The sequence below is a fragment of the Alcanivorax nanhaiticus genome, assembly GCF_000756665.1.
GTDB lineage: Bacteria > Pseudomonadota > Gammaproteobacteria > Pseudomonadales > Alcanivoracaceae > Alcanivorax > Alcanivorax nanhaiticus.
The window spans coordinates 121,434-140,774 of the sequence record NZ_ARXV01000005.1 but is presented as its reverse complement, the minus strand read 5'-3'; the positions used below and the strand labels follow the sequence as shown (position 1 = coordinate 140,774).

Sequence of the window (19,341 nt, the reverse complement as noted above, 5' to 3'; positions counted from 1 at the left end):
GAGGAAAGTGCGGGCTTGGATAGATGGAGAATGATATATATAATGCGAATCATTATCATTATTTGTGTTTTGGAGCTTGCCAATGACTAGCCGATTTCGCGCGATTTGGGGCGCGCCACTGGCGGGGGTAGCCCTGCTTTCGTTCTCTCCTCTGGCGGTTCAGGCGGAAGATGCCGCGCCTACTCACGAAATTCCCGCCGTTGAGGTGGGGGCAGAGGTTCAGGATGGAGAGGGTTACATCACCGAAGGGAAAACCGCCAAAACGGGCAAATTGAAGGTCCCGGTCGAGAAAACGCCCTATGCCATCACGGTGGTGAACGAAGAATTCATCAAGGACACCGGAGCCAAGAATGTGCAGGACGCCTTGCTGTATTCCTCCGGGGTCTATGCCGGCGCGTTTGGCTTTGACACTCGAGGGGATTGGGTGAAGGTACGAGGCCTGGATGCGTCTTTCTACAAGGACGGCCTGCGTTCCCTGTACGGCAGCTATAACAGTGTGCGTCCGAATGTTTATGCGCTGGAAAGTATTGAAGTCCTGAAAGGGCCTTCTTCAGTGTTGTATGGCCAAGCCGAGCTGGGAGGGATCGTCAATACGGTGTCCAAGCTGCCGAAAGCCGAGCAGCAGGGGGAAATCTGGGCTCAGGTCGGGTCCTACGACCGCAAACAGTTGGCGGCCGATGTGACCGGCCCCATGTCTGAAGATGGCAAGTTGCTATACCGCATGGTTGCCCTCAAGCGTGAAAGCGGTACCCAGGTGGACTATGTGGATGACAACGGCTTTCTGTTTGCGCCGTCCTTCACTTGGCTGCCGACGGATACCACCACAATTTCCCTGCTGTTCAACTTCCAGGAAAACAATGGTGGCATTTCGGCCCAGTTCCTGCCGGCAGAGGGAACCTTGTTGCCCGGTGTCCGGGGAGATGTTCCGGTCAACACCTTCGTTGGTGAGCCGAGCTGGGATCGTTATGACCGAACTCAAGATGAAGTCACCCTGTTTGTAGACCAGCGCTTGAATGACCATTGGGGGGTTGCGGCGACAGCGCGCTACACCCAGTCAGAGACAGAAACTCGCGAGCATTGGGCTGCTATTGGCTTCCCTATCAGTGCGACTGGGGATATTTCCCGCACCATGCACATGGCTGACCGCTCCACTGAAGTGAGCAATTTTGATGTGCGACTTGAGGGTGATTTCGGGCTGCTGGGTACCAATCATACTCTCGCCTTCGGGGTCGACTATCAGGATGCCATGTGGGAAGAGGGTAACTATTACTCCGCTGCTACGGGTTCACAGCTGAACTTGTATAACCCGGTGTATGGTTTCGTGAACTATGCTTCATTGGCGCCGGAAGATCGTGACGATAATGTGATTCGACAGACAGGTGTTTACCTGATCGATCACATTGAAATTGGCAATGTGGTGGTGTCCGGCGCATTGCGCCATGATGAATCCAGCAACACTGTCTATGCCGTTAATGATGCCAATGAGCGGAGTGATGACAGTGAAACCACAGGTCGCCTCGGCTTGATGTACCAGTTCGATTTCGGCCTGTCTCCGTACATCAGCTACTCGGAAGCGTTCGTGCCGAATCTGGGCACCAATAATGGCGCGGCGCTAGCTGCTACCACTGGTGAACAGCAGGAAGCCGGGTTCAAATATCTGAATGATGCCGGGGATCTGTCTGTTACTGCTGCCTACTTCTACATTGAAGAGACCAACCGTGTGGTGCAGGGTGCCAGCCAAGATTCCGTTGACCAGATCGGTGCCAAATCCGAGGGCTGGGAGATGGAGGTGAAGAAGCAGCTGGGTAATCTGGAACTGCTGGCCAGCTATACGGATATACGTGCGGTGGATGACCAGAGCGGTGAGCGCCTGCCATATCTGGCCGACCAGACAGCGTCAACCTGGGCCAAGTACGAACTGGAAAATGGTCTGCGCTTTGGTGCCGGTGCCCGTTACGTTGGCGACAATGTGGGGTATGACTACGGTACCGGTGCCGGGCCGAAAATTCCTTCCGTTACCTTGTATGACGCCATGCTCGGCTACGCGGTGAATCAGTGGGACTTCAGCCTTAACGTCCAGAACCTGACCGACAAGGAATATGTGTCCTGGTGCCGTGGCCAGAATGGTGCCGCCGTTTATGACTGTGGCTACGGTGAAACCCGCACCGTGATGGGCAATGCCCGTTATCGTTTTTGATCGGGATTTTAGTGAGCTAGCCGGCGCTCGCGCCGGCTTTTTTATGGTTTATCCATCATGCTTTGGTGGGAATGCTGGGTGGCCGGACGTCAACTCCAAAACCCGCGCTGCCGCCGATGACGCAGTCGTTCAATTGTGAGACGGCGTTTTAATCGTGCCCAGGCACATCGCGGCGGAACCGCCGCTCTCACAAAAAAGCGCGCACGCCGGAGAATCCCCTCCTGTGGGAGCGACGGTTCCGTCGCGATACCCCTTTTTATGGCTTGCATTGCCGTTGTGCTTCATGGACTTGACCATTTTAGTGTAAATACACTTTAATGGGGTTGGTGCGGCAGATTTGATGGTGCTGCAGTTAATTAAGTGTATACACACTAAAGGGGTTTCCCATGAAAATATTCCTGATGGTGATGGCCTTGTTTAGCCGGCTTTTCCCCGGTCGGGCCAGTGATCTGGCGTTGCAGCTGATGACGACGCCCAGGCCGCAGCAAAGTCTGTCTTCTGATGCGGAAGGGCAGCCCGACCGGCAATTGGCGGTGGGGGAAAGGGCTCGACTGCATGTCTGGTCGGGTGGCGCGCGGCGAGTATTGTTGGTGCATGGCTGGTCTGGTCACTGGACGCAGTTTCGTCCTGTGATGGCGGCACTGGGCAAGGAGCGCTATTCGTTCTATGCATTGGAAATGCCCGGCCATGCTGACAAGGCAGCGGGTAGCAGCCATGTCGGTGAGTTCATCACCACGCTACGTCAGGCGCTGGATGTGATTGGCGAACCGGTGGAGTTGCTTATTGGTCACTCCATGGGGGCGGCTGCCGCTGCTTTTGTGCTAGCGGAGCGAGGTGACATTGCGCGTACCGTACTTATGGCGCCCCCCACGGATTTTCATGCGGTGGTGAGCAGAATGGCGCGCATGCTGAAGTTTGGGCAGAACGCCAAGGCTCAGCTGTTGGCGAAAATGGCCGAGCGGGTCGGCATGAGCTACGACTCGCTGAACATTGTGTCCCGAGGGGCGCTGATTAGCGGGAGGGTGTTGCTGATACATGACGGCAAGGACCGGGAGGTGCCCATTGCCGATTCCCTGCGCCTCTATCAGGTGATGCCGTCTGCCACGTTGCACCAGACGACAGGCAAGGGACATCGCCGCATATTGTCTGACCCGGACGTACTGGACGAGATAGCCGATTTTGCTGAACAAGGCGTGCTATCTGTAAAGATGCCGGTGGCCCAGCCGGCTAAAGCTCCTGCTTGACCTGATGGCTGAAGCGGCGCAGTTCAGAGGAGATCTGTTGCCAGCTGTCCTTGCCCACCAGCGATTCGAACTGTTGCTGCGCCGCTTGCCAGCCTGCCAGAGCCTGCTGATAGCAGGCTTCGCCCTCTGCGGAGAGAGAGAGACCCAGGGCGCGTTTGTTCCCTGTGGGTTCGGATTCCACCAGACCTTTTTCGATCAGCTTGTCCACGGTCCTCTGCAGGGAAGTGCGTTCCATACCGAGCAGTTCGGCCAGCTGGAAGATGGATTCAGGCGGCCGGGCCTTGATGGCGTTGAGCACGGAAAATTGGGTGATACGTAGTCCGCTGTCACTGAGCTGCTGGTTGTACAGACGGGTGACCAGCCGGGACAGCACCCGAGAATGCAGCGCAGCACATTGTAGGCCGACGGCTTCCGGGGAGGGGGTGGTTGGATTCTGGCGGCGGGACATAGGCGGCTCCATATATAGTGTGTATGCATTATATATGGAGCCGGGGGTTGTCCGGCAAGCGGTCAGCCTTTCAGCTTCTGGGCTGCGGCTTTGGCAAAGTAGGTGAGGATGCCATCGGCGCCGGCACGCTTGAAAGCCAGCAGGGATTCCATCATCACCTTGTCCTGATCCAGCCAGCCGTTCTGGAAGGCTGCCATGTGCATGGCGTACTCGCCACTCACCTGGTAGGCATAGACCGGTACCTTGAATTCGTCCTTCACCCTACGCACCACATCCAGGTAGGGCATGCCCGGTTTGACCATGACCATGTCGGCTCCTTCTGCCAGATCCAGGGCGATTTCGTGCAGGGCCTCGTCAGAGTTGGCCGGGTCCATCTGGTAGGTGGTCTTGTCTGCCTTGCCCAGGTTGCCGGCCGAGCCTACGGCATCACGGAAGGGGCCGTAGTAGGCGCTGGCGTACTTGGCGGAGTAAGCCATGATGCGGGTATGGATGTGGCCATGCTGCTCCAGTGCTTCGCGAATGGCCCCGATGCGACCGTCCATCATGTCTGACGGGGCGATCACGTCGGCGCCGGCTTCCGCCTGGGACAGGGCTTGTTTCACCAAAGCGTCTACGGTGACATCATTGAGCACATAACCGCTGTCATCGATGATGCCGTCCTGTCCGTGGGTGGTGAACGGGTCCAGCGCGCCATCGGTGATCACGCCCATCTCTGGCACGGCAGCCTTGATGGCCCGCACCGCACGTTGGGCAAGCCCTTCCGGGTTCCAGGCTTCACTGCCGTCCAGGGTTTTTACGTCTGCCGGGGTGACCGGGAAGAGTGCCATGGCGGGCACCCCCAATTTGGCCAGTTCCTCTGCCTCCTTGACCAGCAGGTCGATACTCATGCGCTCCACGCCGGGCATGGACGGTACCGCTTCTGTCTGGTTGCTTCCTTCCAGTACAAATACCGGATAGATCAGATCATCGACGGTGAGGGTGTTCTCGCGCATCAGGCGACGGGAAAAGTCGTCACGGCGCATGCGGCGCATTCGGGTGGCAGGCCAGGGGGCAGGAGAGACAGACATTAGGTGGAGTCCTCTAGTAACATGGGTGCGCCTGATGCCGGAACAGTCACGGGAGTGTTGTTTGCGGCGTGGTGAGGCGAGTTGAAAGTTCAAAGTTTAAAGTTGAAAAGCGCGAGACAGGCAGTGCTGTTTGATCGGCCTTGCCCGCGCCCGAACGTCAAGCGCGGGCACCACGCTGGAGCCCTATCAACTTCATCCGCGTTTAAACTTTGAACTTTCAACTACTTGTTCTCCGCCTGCCACTCTTCGAGGGTGGTCTTGGCATCAAGCTGGTTCGCGTGAGTTTAGCAAGAGCAGTGGATAATGGAAAAACAGCCGGCCTTTCATCTGGCCTTTCTGGTAAATGATCTTGAAGAAGCGGCAGATTTTTACTGTCGGGTGATCGGTGGCCGGCGCGGGCGGGATGCGCCCAACTGGATCGACATTGATCTGCATGGTCATCAGTTGTCCCTGCACAAGGGCGAGGGTCTGACTCCGATACAGGGCTACAGTGATGTGGATGGCCACCCGGTGCCCATGCCGCATTTTGGTGTGGTGCTGGATTTTGCCACCTGGGAAACCCTGGTGGAACGTATCTATGAGCACGACTGGCCGTTTCTGCTCAAGCCCCGGGAGCGCTTTGTCGGCCAGCCCGCCGAGCAGGGTACGTTCTTTGTCCAGGATCCCACCGGCAATGTGCTGGAGTTCAAGGGCCTGCGCGAGCTCGATCGTATCTTCGAGGTATAGCATTCGAGGTATCACAATGGGCCGTTGGCGACCTAAAGGAAAACCGGCATCCAAGTACATCACGGCCGAGGGGTACAAGGTGCTCAACGATGAGTTGCAGTACCTGTGGAAAGTGAAACGACCAGAGGTCACTCAGGCGGTGCAGGAAGCCGCGGCACAGGGTGACCGCTCGGAGAATGCAGAATACATCTACGGCAAAAAGCAGCTGCGTGAGATCGATCGTCGGGTGCGTTTTCTCAGCAAGCGGCTGGACGACATGACGGTGGTGGATCGCTTGCCCGAGGACCAGAGCAAAGTGTTTTTCGGTGCCTGGGTGGAGCTGGAAAATGAAGACGGAGAACAGGAAATCTATCGTCTGGTAGGGCCGGATGAAACCGATGCCCAGCGTGGTTACATCAGTATTGATGCCCCTCTGGCACGGGCGTTGCTGAAAAAACAGGTGGATGACGAGGTAGAGGTGCGAACCCCGGTGGGAGAGCGCTGTCTGTTTATCAATCGAATCTGGTACCAGGAGTCTTGAGTGAGCGCCAATCGTCGCGTCTGGTTTTTTATCCGTAAATCCCTGCTGGGTGGTTTGACCATCCTGCTGCCCATTTCCATCATCGTGTTTTTCTTTCGCTGGATTTACCAGACGGTGACGGAAATTATTTCTCCATTCACCTCGGTGTTTATCAGCGCCTTCGGCCTGCCCAAGTTTGTGGCGGACTGGCTGGCCTTCCTGGCGGTGCTGGTGCTGTGTTTTCTGGTCGGCACGCTGGTGGCGACTCGGCTGGGCAGCTGGCTGTGGGAGCAGTGGGACGAAAATGTGATGAGTCGCTTGCCGGGGTATACCACGGTGCGTGAAGTCATCGCCCAGTTGATGGGTAACAGCAGTGACAGTCCTTTTAACCGTGGCGAAGTGGCACGGGTATGGCTGTATGGCCGTGCAGTGGATGTGTCCGTGACGGCGCTGGTCACCTCGCGGCATGGGGATGGTCGGGTCACGGTGTTTGTGCCAACGGGTCCCAACCCGACCAGCGGGTTTATCTATCATGTCGATGAAACGCTGGTGGAATTGCATCCCGAAATTGGTGTGGAAAGCATGATGAAAACGGTGGTGTCTTGTGGGGCGGGCACGGCGACCTTGTTTAATACCGACAAGCCTGCGGGTTGATCAACCTGGCTACGAAGTCGCTGTAGGAATCGGAGTGCAACGGAGATAACAGCCGAAGGTTGGTCCGAAGGGGGAGCGGAGCGAATAAATTCCCTTCCAGGGGACGAACCGTGCGAAGCACGGAATCGACCGAAGGGCGATCAGGCATTTCCGGGCTCGACAAGTCTCAAAAGACAAATCGCCCTTCGGTCGCCTCGCTTCGCGAGGTTCGCCCCCTGGAAGGGAGCTCCTGCAAGGCTAGGGTTTTGATCTTCGCAACTCGTTCCCGATTCCCTACGCGCTCAATTCGATCGACTTCTCCGCCAGCGCATCGCGCATGAAATCCCGCATGGTGCGTAAATAACAGCCTTGATCCAGGTGCAACAGATGGTTGCCCGGAAACCAGTGTACATGGCAATCATTCCAGTGCTGGCGCAGCAAATCAGTGTGCTTGGGCGGTGCAAAGCGGTCGCCGGCACCACCGATGATCATGCGTCCGGATGCTGGCATCTGGCAGGGCCAGGTGAGGGGCGAGTGCAGGGCGGTGATTTTGCGTAATCCTGCCAGGTCTGTGTCATAAACCTTGTGAAAGAGCGGGAACTGCAGGTTCACCGGGAACCAGCTTTTCATCAGGTCCATGATGCTCACTAGGGGCACATTGGGGATGGCAAACGCCAGATCCTTTTCCAGTGCGGCAAGCAAGCCGGTGGTGTAACCGCCAAGAGAAATGCCGGTGGCGCCCATGGCCGGGGTGCCGCCCTCTCTCAAGTGGTTCATGAAAATGCGTAAATCATGAATTGCATGGGCAAAGGTTTCGTTGAGCATGGCCATGCCCTGACTGAAGAACTGGGCACCACTGAACGGCGCCAGCGCCCCTTTGCGGCGGCCATGAAAAGGCAGGGTGTAAAGCAACACATCAAAGCCCTGCTTGTAGAACCAGGGCAATGCCAGCCAGCGGGTATTCAGCCAGTATGGATCGGCCACGAAGCCGTGGATCATAATCAGCGTTGGCCGCGGCTCGCCGTGATGCTTCCAGTATTGTGCCCAGGCTGTACCGTTGCGTTTGTGCTGTCGGTAGCGTTCACGCAGGGCTGTGTTCTTTGCTTCAAACGGAGAGCGGAAACTGAGGGTGTGTGCCTGGCCGTCGTCTGGCTGAAAATGGTAGCTGGACACCGGGTGATACTGAATCTCGGGTTGCTGCTCCGGGGCGCTGAAAAACAGCTGTGGGTCGCCGCTTTCAAGAAACGGCTGGTAGAACCGTACCAGTTCGCGTTCTTCTTTTTGTTGACGAAAATTGAGGCTGGCGGGCAGTGCTGCCGCCCCGGCCATGCAGGCCAAACCCGTGCGGGCCACCGTGTCCAGGCTGGCGGTGTAGTCAATCCGCCAACGAGTGTCATTGTCCGCCAGGAAATGATCCGGCAGGGCGTGAAAATGGGATGGCAGGTTTTGCCACCAAGGCTGGCTGAGTCTGGGCAGATCTTCGTTGCAGTAATCAGTGGGCTGGATGCGTGGGCATTCGGTCATCACTGACCTCCAGTAATGGGTTCGGGCCTTCGCTTGTGGCTCAGTAAACGATGGGCGGCCGATGCTCGCAATGACCGAATCCGCCGCATCTGTTTACCTTGGGAGCCGCAGCATAACCTTTTGCATGCTTAGCCTTGTCGCTGGATAAAGCCGACGACTTTTTTCAGGTCCTGGCGCGCTTCCGGCAGGAACGGCACCATGATGGGCCAGACATGGAACAACCCGCCGCGTTCGATCCATTCTACCGAGACGCCACTTTTTTCCGCCGCTTGGCGTACGCGTTTGGCATCGGTGTAGAGGACTTCATCGGTGCTCACGGTAATCATCAGCGGACAGATGCCGGTGTAGTCACCGAGGCATGGAGATGCGTAGGGATGTGAACGCTGCTCCGTATCTGGCACATAAATATCGATGACCGTGCGGATAATGTCGGCGGACAGCATGGCGTCACTGGGATCAAGCGCATTCAGTATCTGGTCATCCGGAAAACAGTTGCTGCCGGGCGAAAAGGTCACTGCGCAGCGAGGCTGAGGCAGTCCCTTGTCGCGGATGTGTAGCAGTGTGGCCAGTGTCAGACCGCCTCCGGCGGAATCGCCGGCAATGACGATGTCCTCCGGTCGTTTGCCCAGATCAAGCAGGTATTCGTACGCTTCCATCACCCGATTGACTGCAGCGGGGTAAGGGTGTTCCGGCGCGAATGGGTAGGTGGCCAGATACACTTCCCCTTTGAGTTGCTTGGCGAGCCGGCCGGCCATGTTGTAGTAGGTCTTGGTGACACCACCGATATAGGCACCGCCATGCAGATAGAGCACGGTCACGCCAGGGCTGCTGACACTGATGCGATCACCCACAAAGCCGGGTTGATCGACTCGACTGAGTTTGACGCCCAAGGGAAGCAATGTCAGAGACGGGGAGTTATTGAACACCTTGCGCAGGTGGCGAACCAGCTGTTCTTCGTTCAAACCGCTGCGTTTAATTGTGCGGCGTGTCACTGCCTTGATCAGGATGGCCTGAATGCTCATGAGAAACCCGTGTTGTTGTTCTTGTTGAGTTAGTGAGACTAACCCTAACCGGCCGAAGGCTTGAATGGCAGGGACGATCGGGCCAGACAGGTTCATGTCAGGCCCGATCGTCCGGGTTGGCAGGGGTTATTCGCCTGCCGCCTTGGCCAGCGCGAAGACCGGGGGCTGCTCAGCGCCGCCATCACCGGTGGCGCTCATGGCGGGGATGCCGCCGGCGCCGTAGTACTCATCCTTGGTGAAGACATCGACTTCAATGGCTTGCAGACAAGCGGCGGTGGCTTCGTTGAGCAGTGCCAGCTCGGCCTCGCTGATTACGCCTTGTTTGGCCGCTTCGGAGGCGATCTCTTCCACTTTGCCGCGACCCAGTTTGCGGGCTTTCTGTGCAGCGCGGATCTTGTTGCGTACCGGCTCGGCTTCGGTGGTAAGGCGGAACGCCTTGAGCAGACGACCCAGCCCTTGATCGCTCTCGGCGGGCATGTAGTTGCCGCCCACCAGACGCTTGTACTGATCACCGTAGCTTTGCAGTGCTTGTGCAGCCTGGTGGCTGAGTCTGTCGTTGGGCAGTTTAGCCAACGGGTTCAGGCCCAGACCGATACGGCCAACGGTTTTCAGGATGAAGCCAACCGGGCCGTCAAAGTTTTCGTAGATCCCTTCAAAGGCGTGTTGGATCTGGGTAAGACCGTATTCACCGGCGTATTGCACCAGCGCCAGATCTTCCGCCTTGCGACCTTCGGCTTCATAGCGACGCAGTGCAGAGGTGGTGATGTACAACCAGGCTACCGCATCGGCGTAGCGACCGGTGAGATTGCCGCGCGCCTTGAGCTTGCTGCCCAGGAAGAACATGGCCAGGTTGGTGAGCAGGCCAAAGCGGGTGGCAGCCCAGCCAAGGCGGCGATAGATGCTTTTGGTTTGCGGTGCCACGTTCGGCACTTTGACGGTAAAGAAGCCGCGGGTAACACCGCGCACAATGGACATCACAACGCCGAGCAGGAACTGAATCATCCAGCCATTGAGGTTCTTGCGGAAGCTGGCGGCATCATCGTTTTCCACCGCCTGCACGACCTTGTAGGCGTAGGGATGACAGCGTGTGGCGCCCTGGCCGAAGATCATCAGGGTGCGGGTCATGATGTTGGCACCTTCCACCGTGACGCTGACCGGAGCGGAATTGTACAGGCGCCCCATGGTGTTGTTGGGGCCCTGCATGACGCCATAACCGGCGGTCACATCCATGGCATCGGTACCGGTGTCGCGGCCCATTTCGGTGGAATAGGCCTTCATGATGGCCGAGGTAACCGGCGGCTGGATGCCATGGTCAACGGCAGAGCAACCGAACACGCGGGCCGCATCGAAGGCATAGGTCATGCCAGCGGCCTTGCCGATCTTGTGTTCCACGCCTTCCATGCGACCCACAGGAATGCCGAACTGCTGGCGCACCATGGAGTAGGCACCGGCAATCATGGCGCCGTGACGAATACCACAGATACCGGTGGCCGGCAGTGACACCATGCGTCCGCCTGCCAGCGCTTCCATCAGCATCTTCCAGCCCATGCCGGTGTACTCAATGCCGCCCAGTACCTTGTCGGCCGGCACAATCACGTCGCGGCCCACGATAGGGCCATTGGGGAAGTGTTCGCCGATGGGCTGATGATGATCACCGATGTGCAGGCCTTCGGTGCCGGGAGCGCCCTTCTCGATCAGTACCACGGTGATGCCTGGCTCCTCGCCCTTGCCGAGCAGGTTTTCAGGATCGTGCAGGCGCACCGCCAGGGAAATCAGGTTGGCGACCGGGGCCAGGGTGATATAGCGCTTGCGGAAGTTGAGCTTGAATTTGATCTCGCCGTCGCTGTCCTTGAACACCACGCCTTCTGCCTTGATGGAAGCGGCATCGGAGCCTGCGGTGGGTTCAGTGAGGCCGAAGCAGGGCATGAACTCGCCCTTGGCCAGTTTCGGCAGGTAATAATTTTTCTGCTCATCCGTGCCGTAGTGACCGAGCAGCTCGGCGGCACCCAGAGAGTTGGGAATCACCACCATGGCACTGAGCAGGCCGGAGTGGGAGCTGATCTTGGCCATGATGCAGGATTTGGCCTGGGTGGACATGGGGTTGCCGCCATACTCCTTGGCTACCTGCATGCCAAAGAAACCGTTGCTGGCCATGAACTGGAACAGTTCGTCCGGCAATTTGCGGGTGCGAGACAGCTCATAGCTGTCGGCCATGGCCAGCAGTTCTTCCACCGGGCCATCCAGGTAGGCCTGTTCGTGGGCCGGTAGCTGGTCATAGTGTTCGGCTAGGATGTTTTCAAAATCCACCTTGCCACCAAAAAATTGTCCGTCGATCCAGACATCACCGGCTTCCAGTGCCTGGCGCTCGGTGTCGGAAATTTGCGGCAGGATCTTGTTGTCCCGCATCCAGTTCATCAGTTGCTTGTACATCAGAGAGTTCCTCTATTAATGCCTTCAAGGCTGTCAGCGGTTTATTCGGTTTCTAGCACCATGGCGGCACCAATGCCGCCTGCGGCGCAGGCGGTAGTCAGGGCGAGCCCGCCACCGCGACGTTGCAGTTCATAAAGCGCCTGGCTGATGACCCGTGCACCTGTGGCGCCAAAGGGGTGGCCATAAGCGATGGAGCCGCCGTTGACGTTCAGTTTGCTGCGATCCACTTCGCCCAGGGCGGCGAGGCCGGTCTGGCTGCGCACGTAGTCATCGTCAGCAAGACCGCGCAGATTACAGGCCACCTGGCCGGCGAAGGCTTCGTGCATGTCGATCAGTGTCAGGTCATCCAGAGACAACCCGGCGCGGGCCATGGCCATGGGCGCGGCCAGTACCGGCCCCATCAGCAGGTCATCCTGTGGTGTGCGGGCGGCAAAGGCGTAAGAACGGATGTAGCCCAGCGGGGTGTAGCCTAGTGCGGCAGCTTTCTTTTCGCTCATCATCAGTAGCGCACCTGCGCCATCGGTTAGCGGGCTGCTGTTGCCGGCGGTGACGCTGCCGGTTTCACGGTCAAACACGGGGTTGAGTTTGCTGTAGCCGGCACGTTCCGATTGCTTGCGAACCAGGTTGTCGTCTTTCAGGGTCTGGCCATTGGGGAGTTGGACGGTCATCACCTGCTGATCCAGTCGGCCTTCTGCCCAGGCACGGGCAGCATTGCTGTGGGAGGCATGGGCCAGATCATCCTGCTCGTCACGGCCGACGTGCCACTTCTTCACCATCTTTTCGGTGCTTTCACCCATGGTTTCGCCCACCGAGTACTCAGTAATAGACGGTGCCTGTGGCATCAGGTCTCGGGCTTTCAGCTGGCTCAGGAGTTTGATGCGATCTTTTAAGGTTTTGGCAAAGCTCACATCGCGCAGCACGGCACTCAGTTCTGCGGATAGCGGCACGCGGGCACAGGAGGTGGAGTCCGTGCCGCCAGCGATGGCGATATCGGTATAGCCCGCCACGATATTGTCTGCGGCACTGGCGGCAGTCTGGAAACTGGTGGCACAGGCCCGGGTGATGGAATAGGCGTCGACGGTGTCCATCCCCAGTGCCAGGGCAACTTCCCGGGCGATAAAGGGGGCTTCCGGGATCATCACGGTCATGCCGAAGATCAGCTGCTCAATGTCCTGTTGGCTCAGGTTGTTGCGGGCCATCAGTTCCTTGACTGCCATGGCTCCCAGATCGATGGCATTGAGATCCCGGTAGTGGGTGGCAATGCGGGCAAACGGGGTGCGCAGGCCGTCGACAATCGCAACGCGGCCGCCGCGACCGGAGAGCTTCATTTTGCGAACAGGCATTGTGAACTCCTGAAGTGTAATCATGGTTACACTAAATGTGACATTAAGCGATGTTATGGTTTGCCGAGACTAGGGCGATGGCGAGATTGTGTCAATAACAGCACTTGCATGGCGTGAAGGTGGTGTAATAATGGTTACACTTATGGAGTGGTTGTTATGCCGAGTAGTGTTCCTTCTTTTCCAGAATCGCGCCAGAACCCAGCGGTGCGAGATCGTATCGAGCGAGCGGCGGTGCAAGTGTTTGCTGACTCGGAATTTCATCAGGTGACCCTGCAGCAGGTCGCCAAGGCTGCCCGGTGCAGCTTACAGACGCTGTATCGTTACTACGGAGATGAGCGCCAGGGCAGCAAGGAGGCGCTGCTATCTGCCTGTCTGCATCATGGTCTGGAGCAGTTGGCGGAAAGGATGCTGGATCACCTCGCGGGTATTGCCACCTTCCGTGACCGGCTCAGCAAGGTGTTCTGGGTGGTGCTGGATTTCTTCGATCGCAATCCGCAGATGGGGCGGATGATGATCAATTCGGTGTATCCCGGTTTATGGGGCAGCGATGCCACTCCGGCCCAGCAGCAGTTGTCTGGATTGTTCATCAGCGTGCTGCGGGAAGGCCAGGAGCAGGGCATCCTCAATGACAAGGTTGCCACCCCGATTCTGCTGGATTTCTTCTACGGGGTGCTTTTGCGGATCTCCCAGATGCATTTATTACGAGGCCGTGAGGGGCAGCTGGCAGACCAGCACGGCGTGCTGTTCGATATGCTCTGGCGTGCCATTACCGTTGCTCCGGCAGAATAGGACAATCGGTCAGAGCGGGTTGTGCTTTGCTGGTGCCTTTTCTATGTTGCTGGGTCAGCCTTTATGACAGACAACAATCAGGGTTCAGCGTATGCAGTCAGGAACAGTCTCCAGCAATGGTATTGAGCTTTTTTACGAGAGCCGTGGGCCGGAGAGCGGTGAGCCCATCGTATTTGTCATGGGGCTGTCTGCCCAGATGGTGTTTTGGCCGGACCCGTTACTGGATATTCTGGCGGAGCGAGGCTACCGGGTGATCCGCTTTGATAACCGGGATGTGGGCAAGTCCTCCCGTATTCGTCGTCGCCTCAAGCACGGCCCGCTCACCGCCATCATGCGAGGGTATCTGGGGCTGTCGGTGGATGCTCCCTACACGCTTCACGACATGGTGGCGGATACTCTTGGATTGCTGGATGCCCTGAATATTGAGCGCGCGCACCTGGTAGGCGCTTCCATGGGGGGCATGATCAGCCAGCTAATGGCCGGCAAGCACCCGGAGCGAGTGCTCTCTCTGACCTCGATCATGTCCAGCACCAACGGTCGTCTGGTGCCGCCACCCAAACCGGCTGCCCTGAAGGCGTTGGTGGCCCCGCGTGCCAAGGTAGAAACGGAAGACGAGTTTGTGGCCTTTGGTCTTTCCATGATGGCCAAGCTGGCGGGCACCTTGCCGCAAGGGACCAAGGAATTGGAAGCCATGTATCGGCTCTGCTGGGAGCGGGGTATCAACCCGCTGGGTATTCGCAATCAGTTTCTGGGTATTGTCGCCACGGGCGCGCTGACGCCCTGGCTGAAAAAGATCAGCTGTCCGACCACGGTAATTCATGGTGGGGCAGACCCCCTGATTCGCCCTGCCGGAGGCAAAGCGTCTGCGCGTGCCATTCCGGGTGCCAAACTGGAAATTATTCCAGGTATGGGTCATGACTTCCCGCCATCAGTGATTGATCGCATGGGGAGTTTGATCGCGGATACGGCTGCAAAAGCGGGCTCGACGGCTCAGCCCGTGATGGCATAACAGCACAGAGACAAGTCGCCGCCAAACCGCCGCTCCCTCAAAAACACGGCACCCACGCAGGAGGCCCCTGTGGGAGCGGGCGTTCGACCGCGATACCGCACTTCAATCATGTTCAGGCACATCGCGGCGGAACCGCCGCTCCCACAAAAAAACAGCGCCCATGGCAGGACGCCCCCCTCGATTTTTTTCAGAACCAACAGAGTTCTCATTATCCGCAATGTCGAGACTTTGCTCTGATTTTATCTGGTACCCTCGTGCCTTTCCTGGGGCGCGCTGTTATTACTGCTTCTCAAGCTTGGGCTGTGTGTCGCCCTATTGAGGCTGTCGGTTCGTTGCGTGTATTTCGGGGCAAGAGGGCTTTTAGTTATTAACAGAATGTGCGGTGATGACATCGCCGTCGCTGTGCGTAAGCGTGGGTGCAGATAGCAGGGATGTGATTAGCGATGCCACCTGTGGAAAAGGTGTGACGAGGGCGTTGAGTGATGGAATGGATGAAGGGCGCAAAGGCGCAGAAAGGGCTGATGGTGAGATGTCTGCGGATCATTACTCTGCTTGCAGGAGTCGTTGGGTTTGTGGCGCCAGGTTTCGCGCAGGCAAAAGAGGTGACCGGGCTGCGCTTTGAGCATGAAGATTGGATGCTGGTGTGTGACAACACCCGTATTTGTCGAGCGGTGGGTTATCAACGTCTTTTTGAAGATAGCGAGTCAGTGGCCGTGTTGCTGACCCGTAAGGCGGGCCCGGATCAGCCGATAATCGGCGAAGTAAAAATCGGGGAGCTTGATCTTGATGAAGAGGCCTATGTGGCGCTGACGTCAGATGCCGACCTGTCACTGGTGATAGATGGAAAAGCGGTTGGCAAGGTCAAGGTGGATCCTGGTTTTCTGGGGGCAGAGCTGCCGAACGAATTGTTGCTGCCGCTGCTGCGCGCCCTGCGTCGGGATAGCGTTATCGAATGGGTTCATGAGCAATACCGGTGGCGGCTTTCTGATCTTGGTGCCAGTGCAGTGTTCCTGAAAATGGATGATGTGCAGGGGCGGATCGGTACCCCGGGCGCGCTGGTTCGCAAGGGCAACAGGCCGGAAGCCGAGGTGTTGCCAGCACTGGCCCCACCGCTGGTAATTGCCGCGCCGGTAGATGCCGCACCGGTGACCTTGCCTGCGGAAGATGAGCCAGCCTTGCGCGCGGCACTGCGAACCCTGGTGGACGAGGAAACCGAATGCAGCGGACTGGCCATGCCGGAAGAGGGTGGCGAAGCGCTGGATGTGGTTCGGCTCTCGGACACTCGCCTCATGGTTGCGGTGAGCTGCTGGATGGCGGCCTACAACGGCGGGGCGGGCATCTGGGTAATCAACGACAGCAAGCCTTACCAACCTGTTCTGGTGACGGGCTCGGCGACAGAATTTGATGGCGCGACCGTGTCGGCGATGCACAAGGGGCGGGGAATCGGCGATTGCTATTCCCGCGAAGAGTGGACATGGGACGGTGAGCAGTTTGTGCACACGCTCTCTTCCTCGACCGGGCAATGTCGTGGGCTCGCGGCGGGTGGTGTCTGGGATTTGCCTGAGCGTGTCACTGAGGTGCGTCAGGCTGAGGGAGCCTCTTCGCCTTAGGGGGCAAGCGGCAGGAACAGACACGTCACGGTGTGGACGTGTTGCCGATCAATGAAAGGAATGATGATGATCAATATGTGGAAAAAAACCGGGCTGAGTGTTGTGGCAGCATCATTGTCGTTTGCGTTGTGTGCACCGGTGTATGCGAACGATACCTCAGTAGATGTTCACTGTTTTGCCTCACCGGATGACTCTACTGCGCTTGAATTGCGGCTGTATCTGGAAAGTGAGGTCTGGGTAGGTGGCCTGGTGCTCTATCGCGGGGCTGAAGATTTTATTCCGCTGGTTTTTGAGCGCGAGGAAAAGATTGAGGACGTGCCCGGGGGGCCGGGAAAATACCGGGCGACCTGGCTGGAAGTGGTGAACGGAGAGGTGAGCGGCAAGTTTGAGCTCTACACGCAAAGAGCAGAGGTATACGACGCTGTCTATCTGAGCCGAACGAGTGGTGAAAGGGTGGACTTGTCAGTACCAACGCCGCCGCGAGAAACCTGGCTGGATCTCAATGGTGTGTGTGACTGGTGGGCAGAGGAGGGGGCGCCTTGATAGGGAGTTATCCTCTTTGGTTATTAGGCGAGAAAATTAGTCGACGTTTATGGTGAGCCTAGCCTAAGCCGCCAAGGGGGGCGGGGCATTGTATGATGCATGGGCTCTAATACCTTACTGTCACCCATAAAAATCATCGGTATCCGGGTCGAAGCTTCGTATTTCGTAGCCGAAATCAACGCTGATTTCGCCATCAGGACGAATTTTGAAACTCATTGATGTCCATAAGTCGCCAGTACATTCATGCATGAATGCGCGCAATGATTTTCCTGAGTCATAAATCTTCGAGCTGGTCTTAATTGAACAGGGTTTATCCCCGACTTTGGCTGTTAGTTCCATGCTGACCTGTGCGCTGCCAATAACATTTTCCTCGTAGACTACGAAATCCAGGCACGCTTGATCCCAAGATTTGCAGCCTAATGCAATGCAAATCTCTTCTGCGATCTCTTGATAGTATTTCTCGGCACCTTTAAGCCGGCTCAATTTATTCATAGCTCAATCCCAACTCATACATATAAAAGCGTGTTAATCAGAACGTTCCGTATAACTCGACTCTATAGCGCTGTAGCCGCAGCATATCCACCGGAAGCAAAACCCTGCCATGCTAAAAGGTTGCGATCTATAGCCAATGCCTTACACACGGTGATGCGGAAGGTGCAGGATAATTCTGAATATTGGGAAGAGAGGTGCAGACGAGTGGCAGGGTAACTTGAAACTCGTTTTTTGCTGGATCAGGCGCGATCCCAAGGGAAGGTGAGCACCTGGCCGATACGGTCGCTGCCTTGGCCTGCCATCAGTAAACGTTCGACTCCCACGGCAACACCGCTGCAGGGGGGCAGCCCCTGATCCATGGCATTGAGCAGGTAGTCGTCAGCTTTCATGATGTTCAGTCCATGTTGCTGGCGCAGAATGTTGTCCTGCTCGAAGCGTCGGCGTTGTTCCTGTGGGTCGGTGAGTTCCTGATAACCGTTGGCCAGTTCCAGGCCCCGGTAATAAATCTCGAAACGTCTGGCGACCACGGCGCCGTCTCTGTCCTGATGGGTTTGTGCCAGTGCGGCAGCCCAGCCGGGGAAGTCGTTCACCACGGTGAGCTGCTCTGCCGGCAGGGCGGTTTCCACCTGGGTGGCCATCAGGTAGTCCACTGCGGCGGCCTTGTCCAGATCGCTGGGGGCGCCATGCTGTTCGGCGCAGGCAATCAGCGCGGAATCTTCTGCTTTTAACGGATCCAGTCCGGTAACGTGATGGAACAGCGCGCGGAAGTGATAGTGCTGGCTGGTCGCGCCGGGGAAGAGTTCGGCAAATAGCGCCAGACACTCGTCGATCAGGTCCTTGAGCGCAAAGCCGGGGCGGTACCACTCCAGCATGGTGAATTCCGGGTTGTGTCTCCCTCCGGCTTCGCCATCTCTGAATGCCTTGCAGGTCTGATAGATCGGCCCGCTGCCAGCGGCCAGCAGACGCTTCATGTGGTACTCGGGGGAGCTCTGCAAATAGCCGTAGCCGGGTACCGGTATGCATTGGATGTGCGGGTCGCTGACGCCGTAATGCGCCAGTTGCGGGGTGTCCACTTCCAGCACGTTTCGGGCCGCAAAAAAAGCGCGCACTGTGCTCATCAGCTCAGCGCGCGCTTTCATGGCCTCCAGGGAGGCGGTGGGCAGCCAGTCGCTCAAGGCTTAGCCTTTGATCCGGCCCACATAGTCACCGGTACGGGTGTCGACCTTGACGATTTCGCCAGTCTGTACGAACAGCGGTACACGCACCACAGCGCCGGTGGACAGGGTGGCAGGCTTGCCGCCGGTGCCCGCGGTGTCGCCCTTCAGGCCGGGATCGGTTTCCACGATTTCCAGTTCCACGAAGTTCGGCGGGGTCACAGACAGGGGCTCACCGTTATAAAGGGTGATTTCACACACGTCTTCTTCTTTCAGCCACAGCTTGGCATCGCCCACGGCGGCGTCATCAGCGGCCTTCTGCTCGAAGGTGGTCTGATCCATGAAGTGCCAGAACTCGCCGTCGGAGTACAGGTACTGCATGGCAACGTCCATCACATCAGCGCCTTCCAGGGAGTCGCCGGACTTGAAGGTGCGTTCCCAGACCTTGCCGGATTTCAGGTTGCGCAGCTTCACGCGGTTGAAGGCCTGGCCCTTGCCCGGCTTCACAAATTCGTTCTCGATGATGGAGCAGGGATCGCCATCGAGCATGACTTTCAAGCCAGACTTGAATTCACTGGTAGAATAGTTGGCCATAAAATTCTCGTTCCAAA

Annotated in this window: 18 protein-coding genes; 9 read left to right on the top strand and 9 right to left on the bottom strand. The window is 57.6% G+C overall.

Translation table 11 applies throughout. The annotated features are described in order from the left end of the window. The first annotated feature begins 82 nt into the window (after positions 1-82). Both Y5S_RS08090 and Y5S_RS08085 read left to right on the top strand, forming a co-directional pair. Positions 83-2,197: a TonB-dependent siderophore receptor gene (locus Y5S_RS08090; RefSeq protein WP_035232071.1), complete on the top strand. Its 2,115-nt coding sequence runs from the start codon at positions 83-85 to the stop codon at positions 2,195-2,197. A 386-nt stretch (positions 2,198-2,583) separates the two neighbouring features. After that, on the top strand, positions 2,584-3,441 hold the full coding sequence (locus Y5S_RS08085) for an alpha/beta fold hydrolase (protein ID WP_035232069.1): 858 nt from the start codon (positions 2,584-2,586) through the stop codon (positions 3,439-3,441). Here the strand turns inward: Y5S_RS08085 and Y5S_RS08080 are convergent. Both Y5S_RS08080 and hemB read right to left on the bottom strand, forming a co-directional pair. Beyond that, positions 3,425-3,889 (bottom strand): MarR family winged helix-turn-helix transcriptional regulator, encoded by a 465-nt coding sequence (locus tag Y5S_RS08080; protein WP_035232067.1) that lies wholly within the window; start codon positions 3,887-3,889, stop codon positions 3,425-3,427. The genes Y5S_RS08085 and Y5S_RS08080 overlap by 17 nt on opposite strands. Before the next feature lie 62 nt (positions 3,890-3,951). Then, complete coding sequence (hemB, locus tag Y5S_RS08075; protein WP_035232065.1) at positions 3,952-4,956, bottom strand: porphobilinogen synthase; 1,005 nt, start codon at positions 4,954-4,956, stop codon at positions 3,952-3,954. A 303-nt stretch (positions 4,957-5,259) separates the two neighbouring features. Here hemB and Y5S_RS08070 point away from each other — a divergent pair, with 303 nt between their 5' ends. Genes Y5S_RS08070 through Y5S_RS08060 form a run of 3 tightly spaced genes read left to right on the top strand, consistent with a single transcriptional unit; the run spans position 5,260 to position 6,835 of the window. Beyond that, positions 5,260-5,682 (top strand): VOC family protein, encoded by a 423-nt coding sequence (locus tag Y5S_RS08070; RefSeq protein ID WP_035232063.1) that lies wholly within the window; start codon positions 5,260-5,262, stop codon positions 5,680-5,682. A 16-nt stretch (positions 5,683-5,698) separates the two neighbouring features. After that, entirely contained in the window at positions 5,699-6,202 is a 504-nt protein-coding gene (gene greB / locus Y5S_RS08065; protein ID WP_035232061.1) for a transcription elongation factor GreB, read from the top strand. After that, positions 6,203-6,835: a DUF502 domain-containing protein gene (locus tag Y5S_RS08060; RefSeq protein ID WP_035232059.1), complete on the top strand. Its 633-nt coding sequence runs from the start codon at positions 6,203-6,205 to the stop codon at positions 6,833-6,835. Positions 6,836-7,108: 273 nt separating this feature from the next. Here Y5S_RS08060 and Y5S_RS08055 read toward each other — a convergent pair whose 3' ends face one another. The 4 genes from Y5S_RS08055 to fadI form a co-directional block, all read right to left on the bottom strand. Further along, complete coding sequence (locus Y5S_RS08055) at positions 7,109-8,338, bottom strand: alpha/beta hydrolase (RefSeq protein WP_035232057.1); 1,230 nt, start codon at positions 8,336-8,338, stop codon at positions 7,109-7,111. A 128-nt stretch (positions 8,339-8,466) separates the two neighbouring features. Further along, positions 8,467-9,360, bottom strand: a complete 894-nt coding sequence (locus tag Y5S_RS08050) for an alpha/beta hydrolase (RefSeq protein WP_035232056.1) — start codon at positions 9,358-9,360, stop codon at positions 8,467-8,469. A 126-nt stretch (positions 9,361-9,486) separates the two neighbouring features. Beyond that, the gene (locus Y5S_RS08045) at positions 9,487-11,790 is read right to left on the bottom strand and encodes an acyl-CoA dehydrogenase (protein WP_035232054.1); all 2,304 of its coding nucleotides are present in this window, start codon (positions 11,788-11,790) and stop codon (positions 9,487-9,489) included. Between the two features lie 41 nt (positions 11,791-11,831). After that, complete coding sequence (fadI, locus tag Y5S_RS08040; protein WP_035232052.1) at positions 11,832-13,133, bottom strand: acetyl-CoA C-acyltransferase FadI; 1,302 nt, start codon at positions 13,131-13,133, stop codon at positions 11,832-11,834. A gap of 156 nt (positions 13,134-13,289) precedes the next feature. Here fadI and Y5S_RS08035 point away from each other — a divergent pair, with 156 nt between their 5' ends. The 4 genes from Y5S_RS08035 (at position 13,290) to Y5S_RS08020 (ending at position 17,084) form a co-directional block, all read left to right on the top strand. Next, the gene (locus Y5S_RS08035; RefSeq protein WP_052041471.1) at positions 13,290-13,922 is read left to right on the top strand and encodes a TetR/AcrR family transcriptional regulator; all 633 of its coding nucleotides are present in this window, start codon (positions 13,290-13,292) and stop codon (positions 13,920-13,922) included. Positions 13,923-14,013: 91 nt separating this feature from the next. After that, a complete protein-coding gene (locus tag Y5S_RS08030; RefSeq protein WP_035232050.1) occupies positions 14,014-14,931 on the top strand; it encodes an alpha/beta fold hydrolase in 918 nt (305 codons plus the stop codon). Between the two features lie 482 nt (positions 14,932-15,413). Then, complete coding sequence (locus Y5S_RS08025) at positions 15,414-16,541, top strand: DUF1176 domain-containing protein (protein ID WP_052041470.1); 1,128 nt, start codon at positions 15,414-15,416, stop codon at positions 16,539-16,541. A 60-nt stretch (positions 16,542-16,601) separates the two neighbouring features. Further along, positions 16,602-17,084: a hypothetical protein gene (locus Y5S_RS08020; protein WP_156107653.1), complete on the top strand. Its 483-nt coding sequence runs from the start codon at positions 16,602-16,604 to the stop codon at positions 17,082-17,084. Between the two features lie 120 nt (positions 17,085-17,204). On the opposite strand, the gene Y5S_RS08015 is transcribed toward Y5S_RS08020, so the two are convergent. The 3 genes from Y5S_RS08015 to efp all read right to left on the bottom strand — a co-directional run bounded on the left by Y5S_RS08015 (position 17,205) and on the right by efp (position 19,324). Then, positions 17,205-17,576, bottom strand: coding sequence for a hypothetical protein (locus tag Y5S_RS08015; RefSeq protein ID WP_035232048.1), 372 nt, complete (start codon positions 17,574-17,576; stop codon positions 17,205-17,207). 239 nt (positions 17,577-17,815) lie between these two features. Further along, positions 17,816-18,751 carry an EF-P lysine aminoacylase EpmA gene (epmA, locus tag Y5S_RS08010; RefSeq protein ID WP_035232046.1) on the bottom strand — a complete coding sequence of 312 codons (936 nt, stop codon included), beginning with the start codon at positions 18,749-18,751 and terminating at the stop codon, positions 17,816-17,818. Between the two features lie 3 nt (positions 18,752-18,754). Further along, positions 18,755-19,324 carry an elongation factor P gene (gene efp / locus Y5S_RS08005; protein WP_035232045.1) on the bottom strand — a complete coding sequence of 190 codons (570 nt, stop codon included), beginning with the start codon at positions 19,322-19,324 and terminating at the stop codon, positions 18,755-18,757. Positions 19,325-19,341 lie beyond the last annotated feature (17 nt).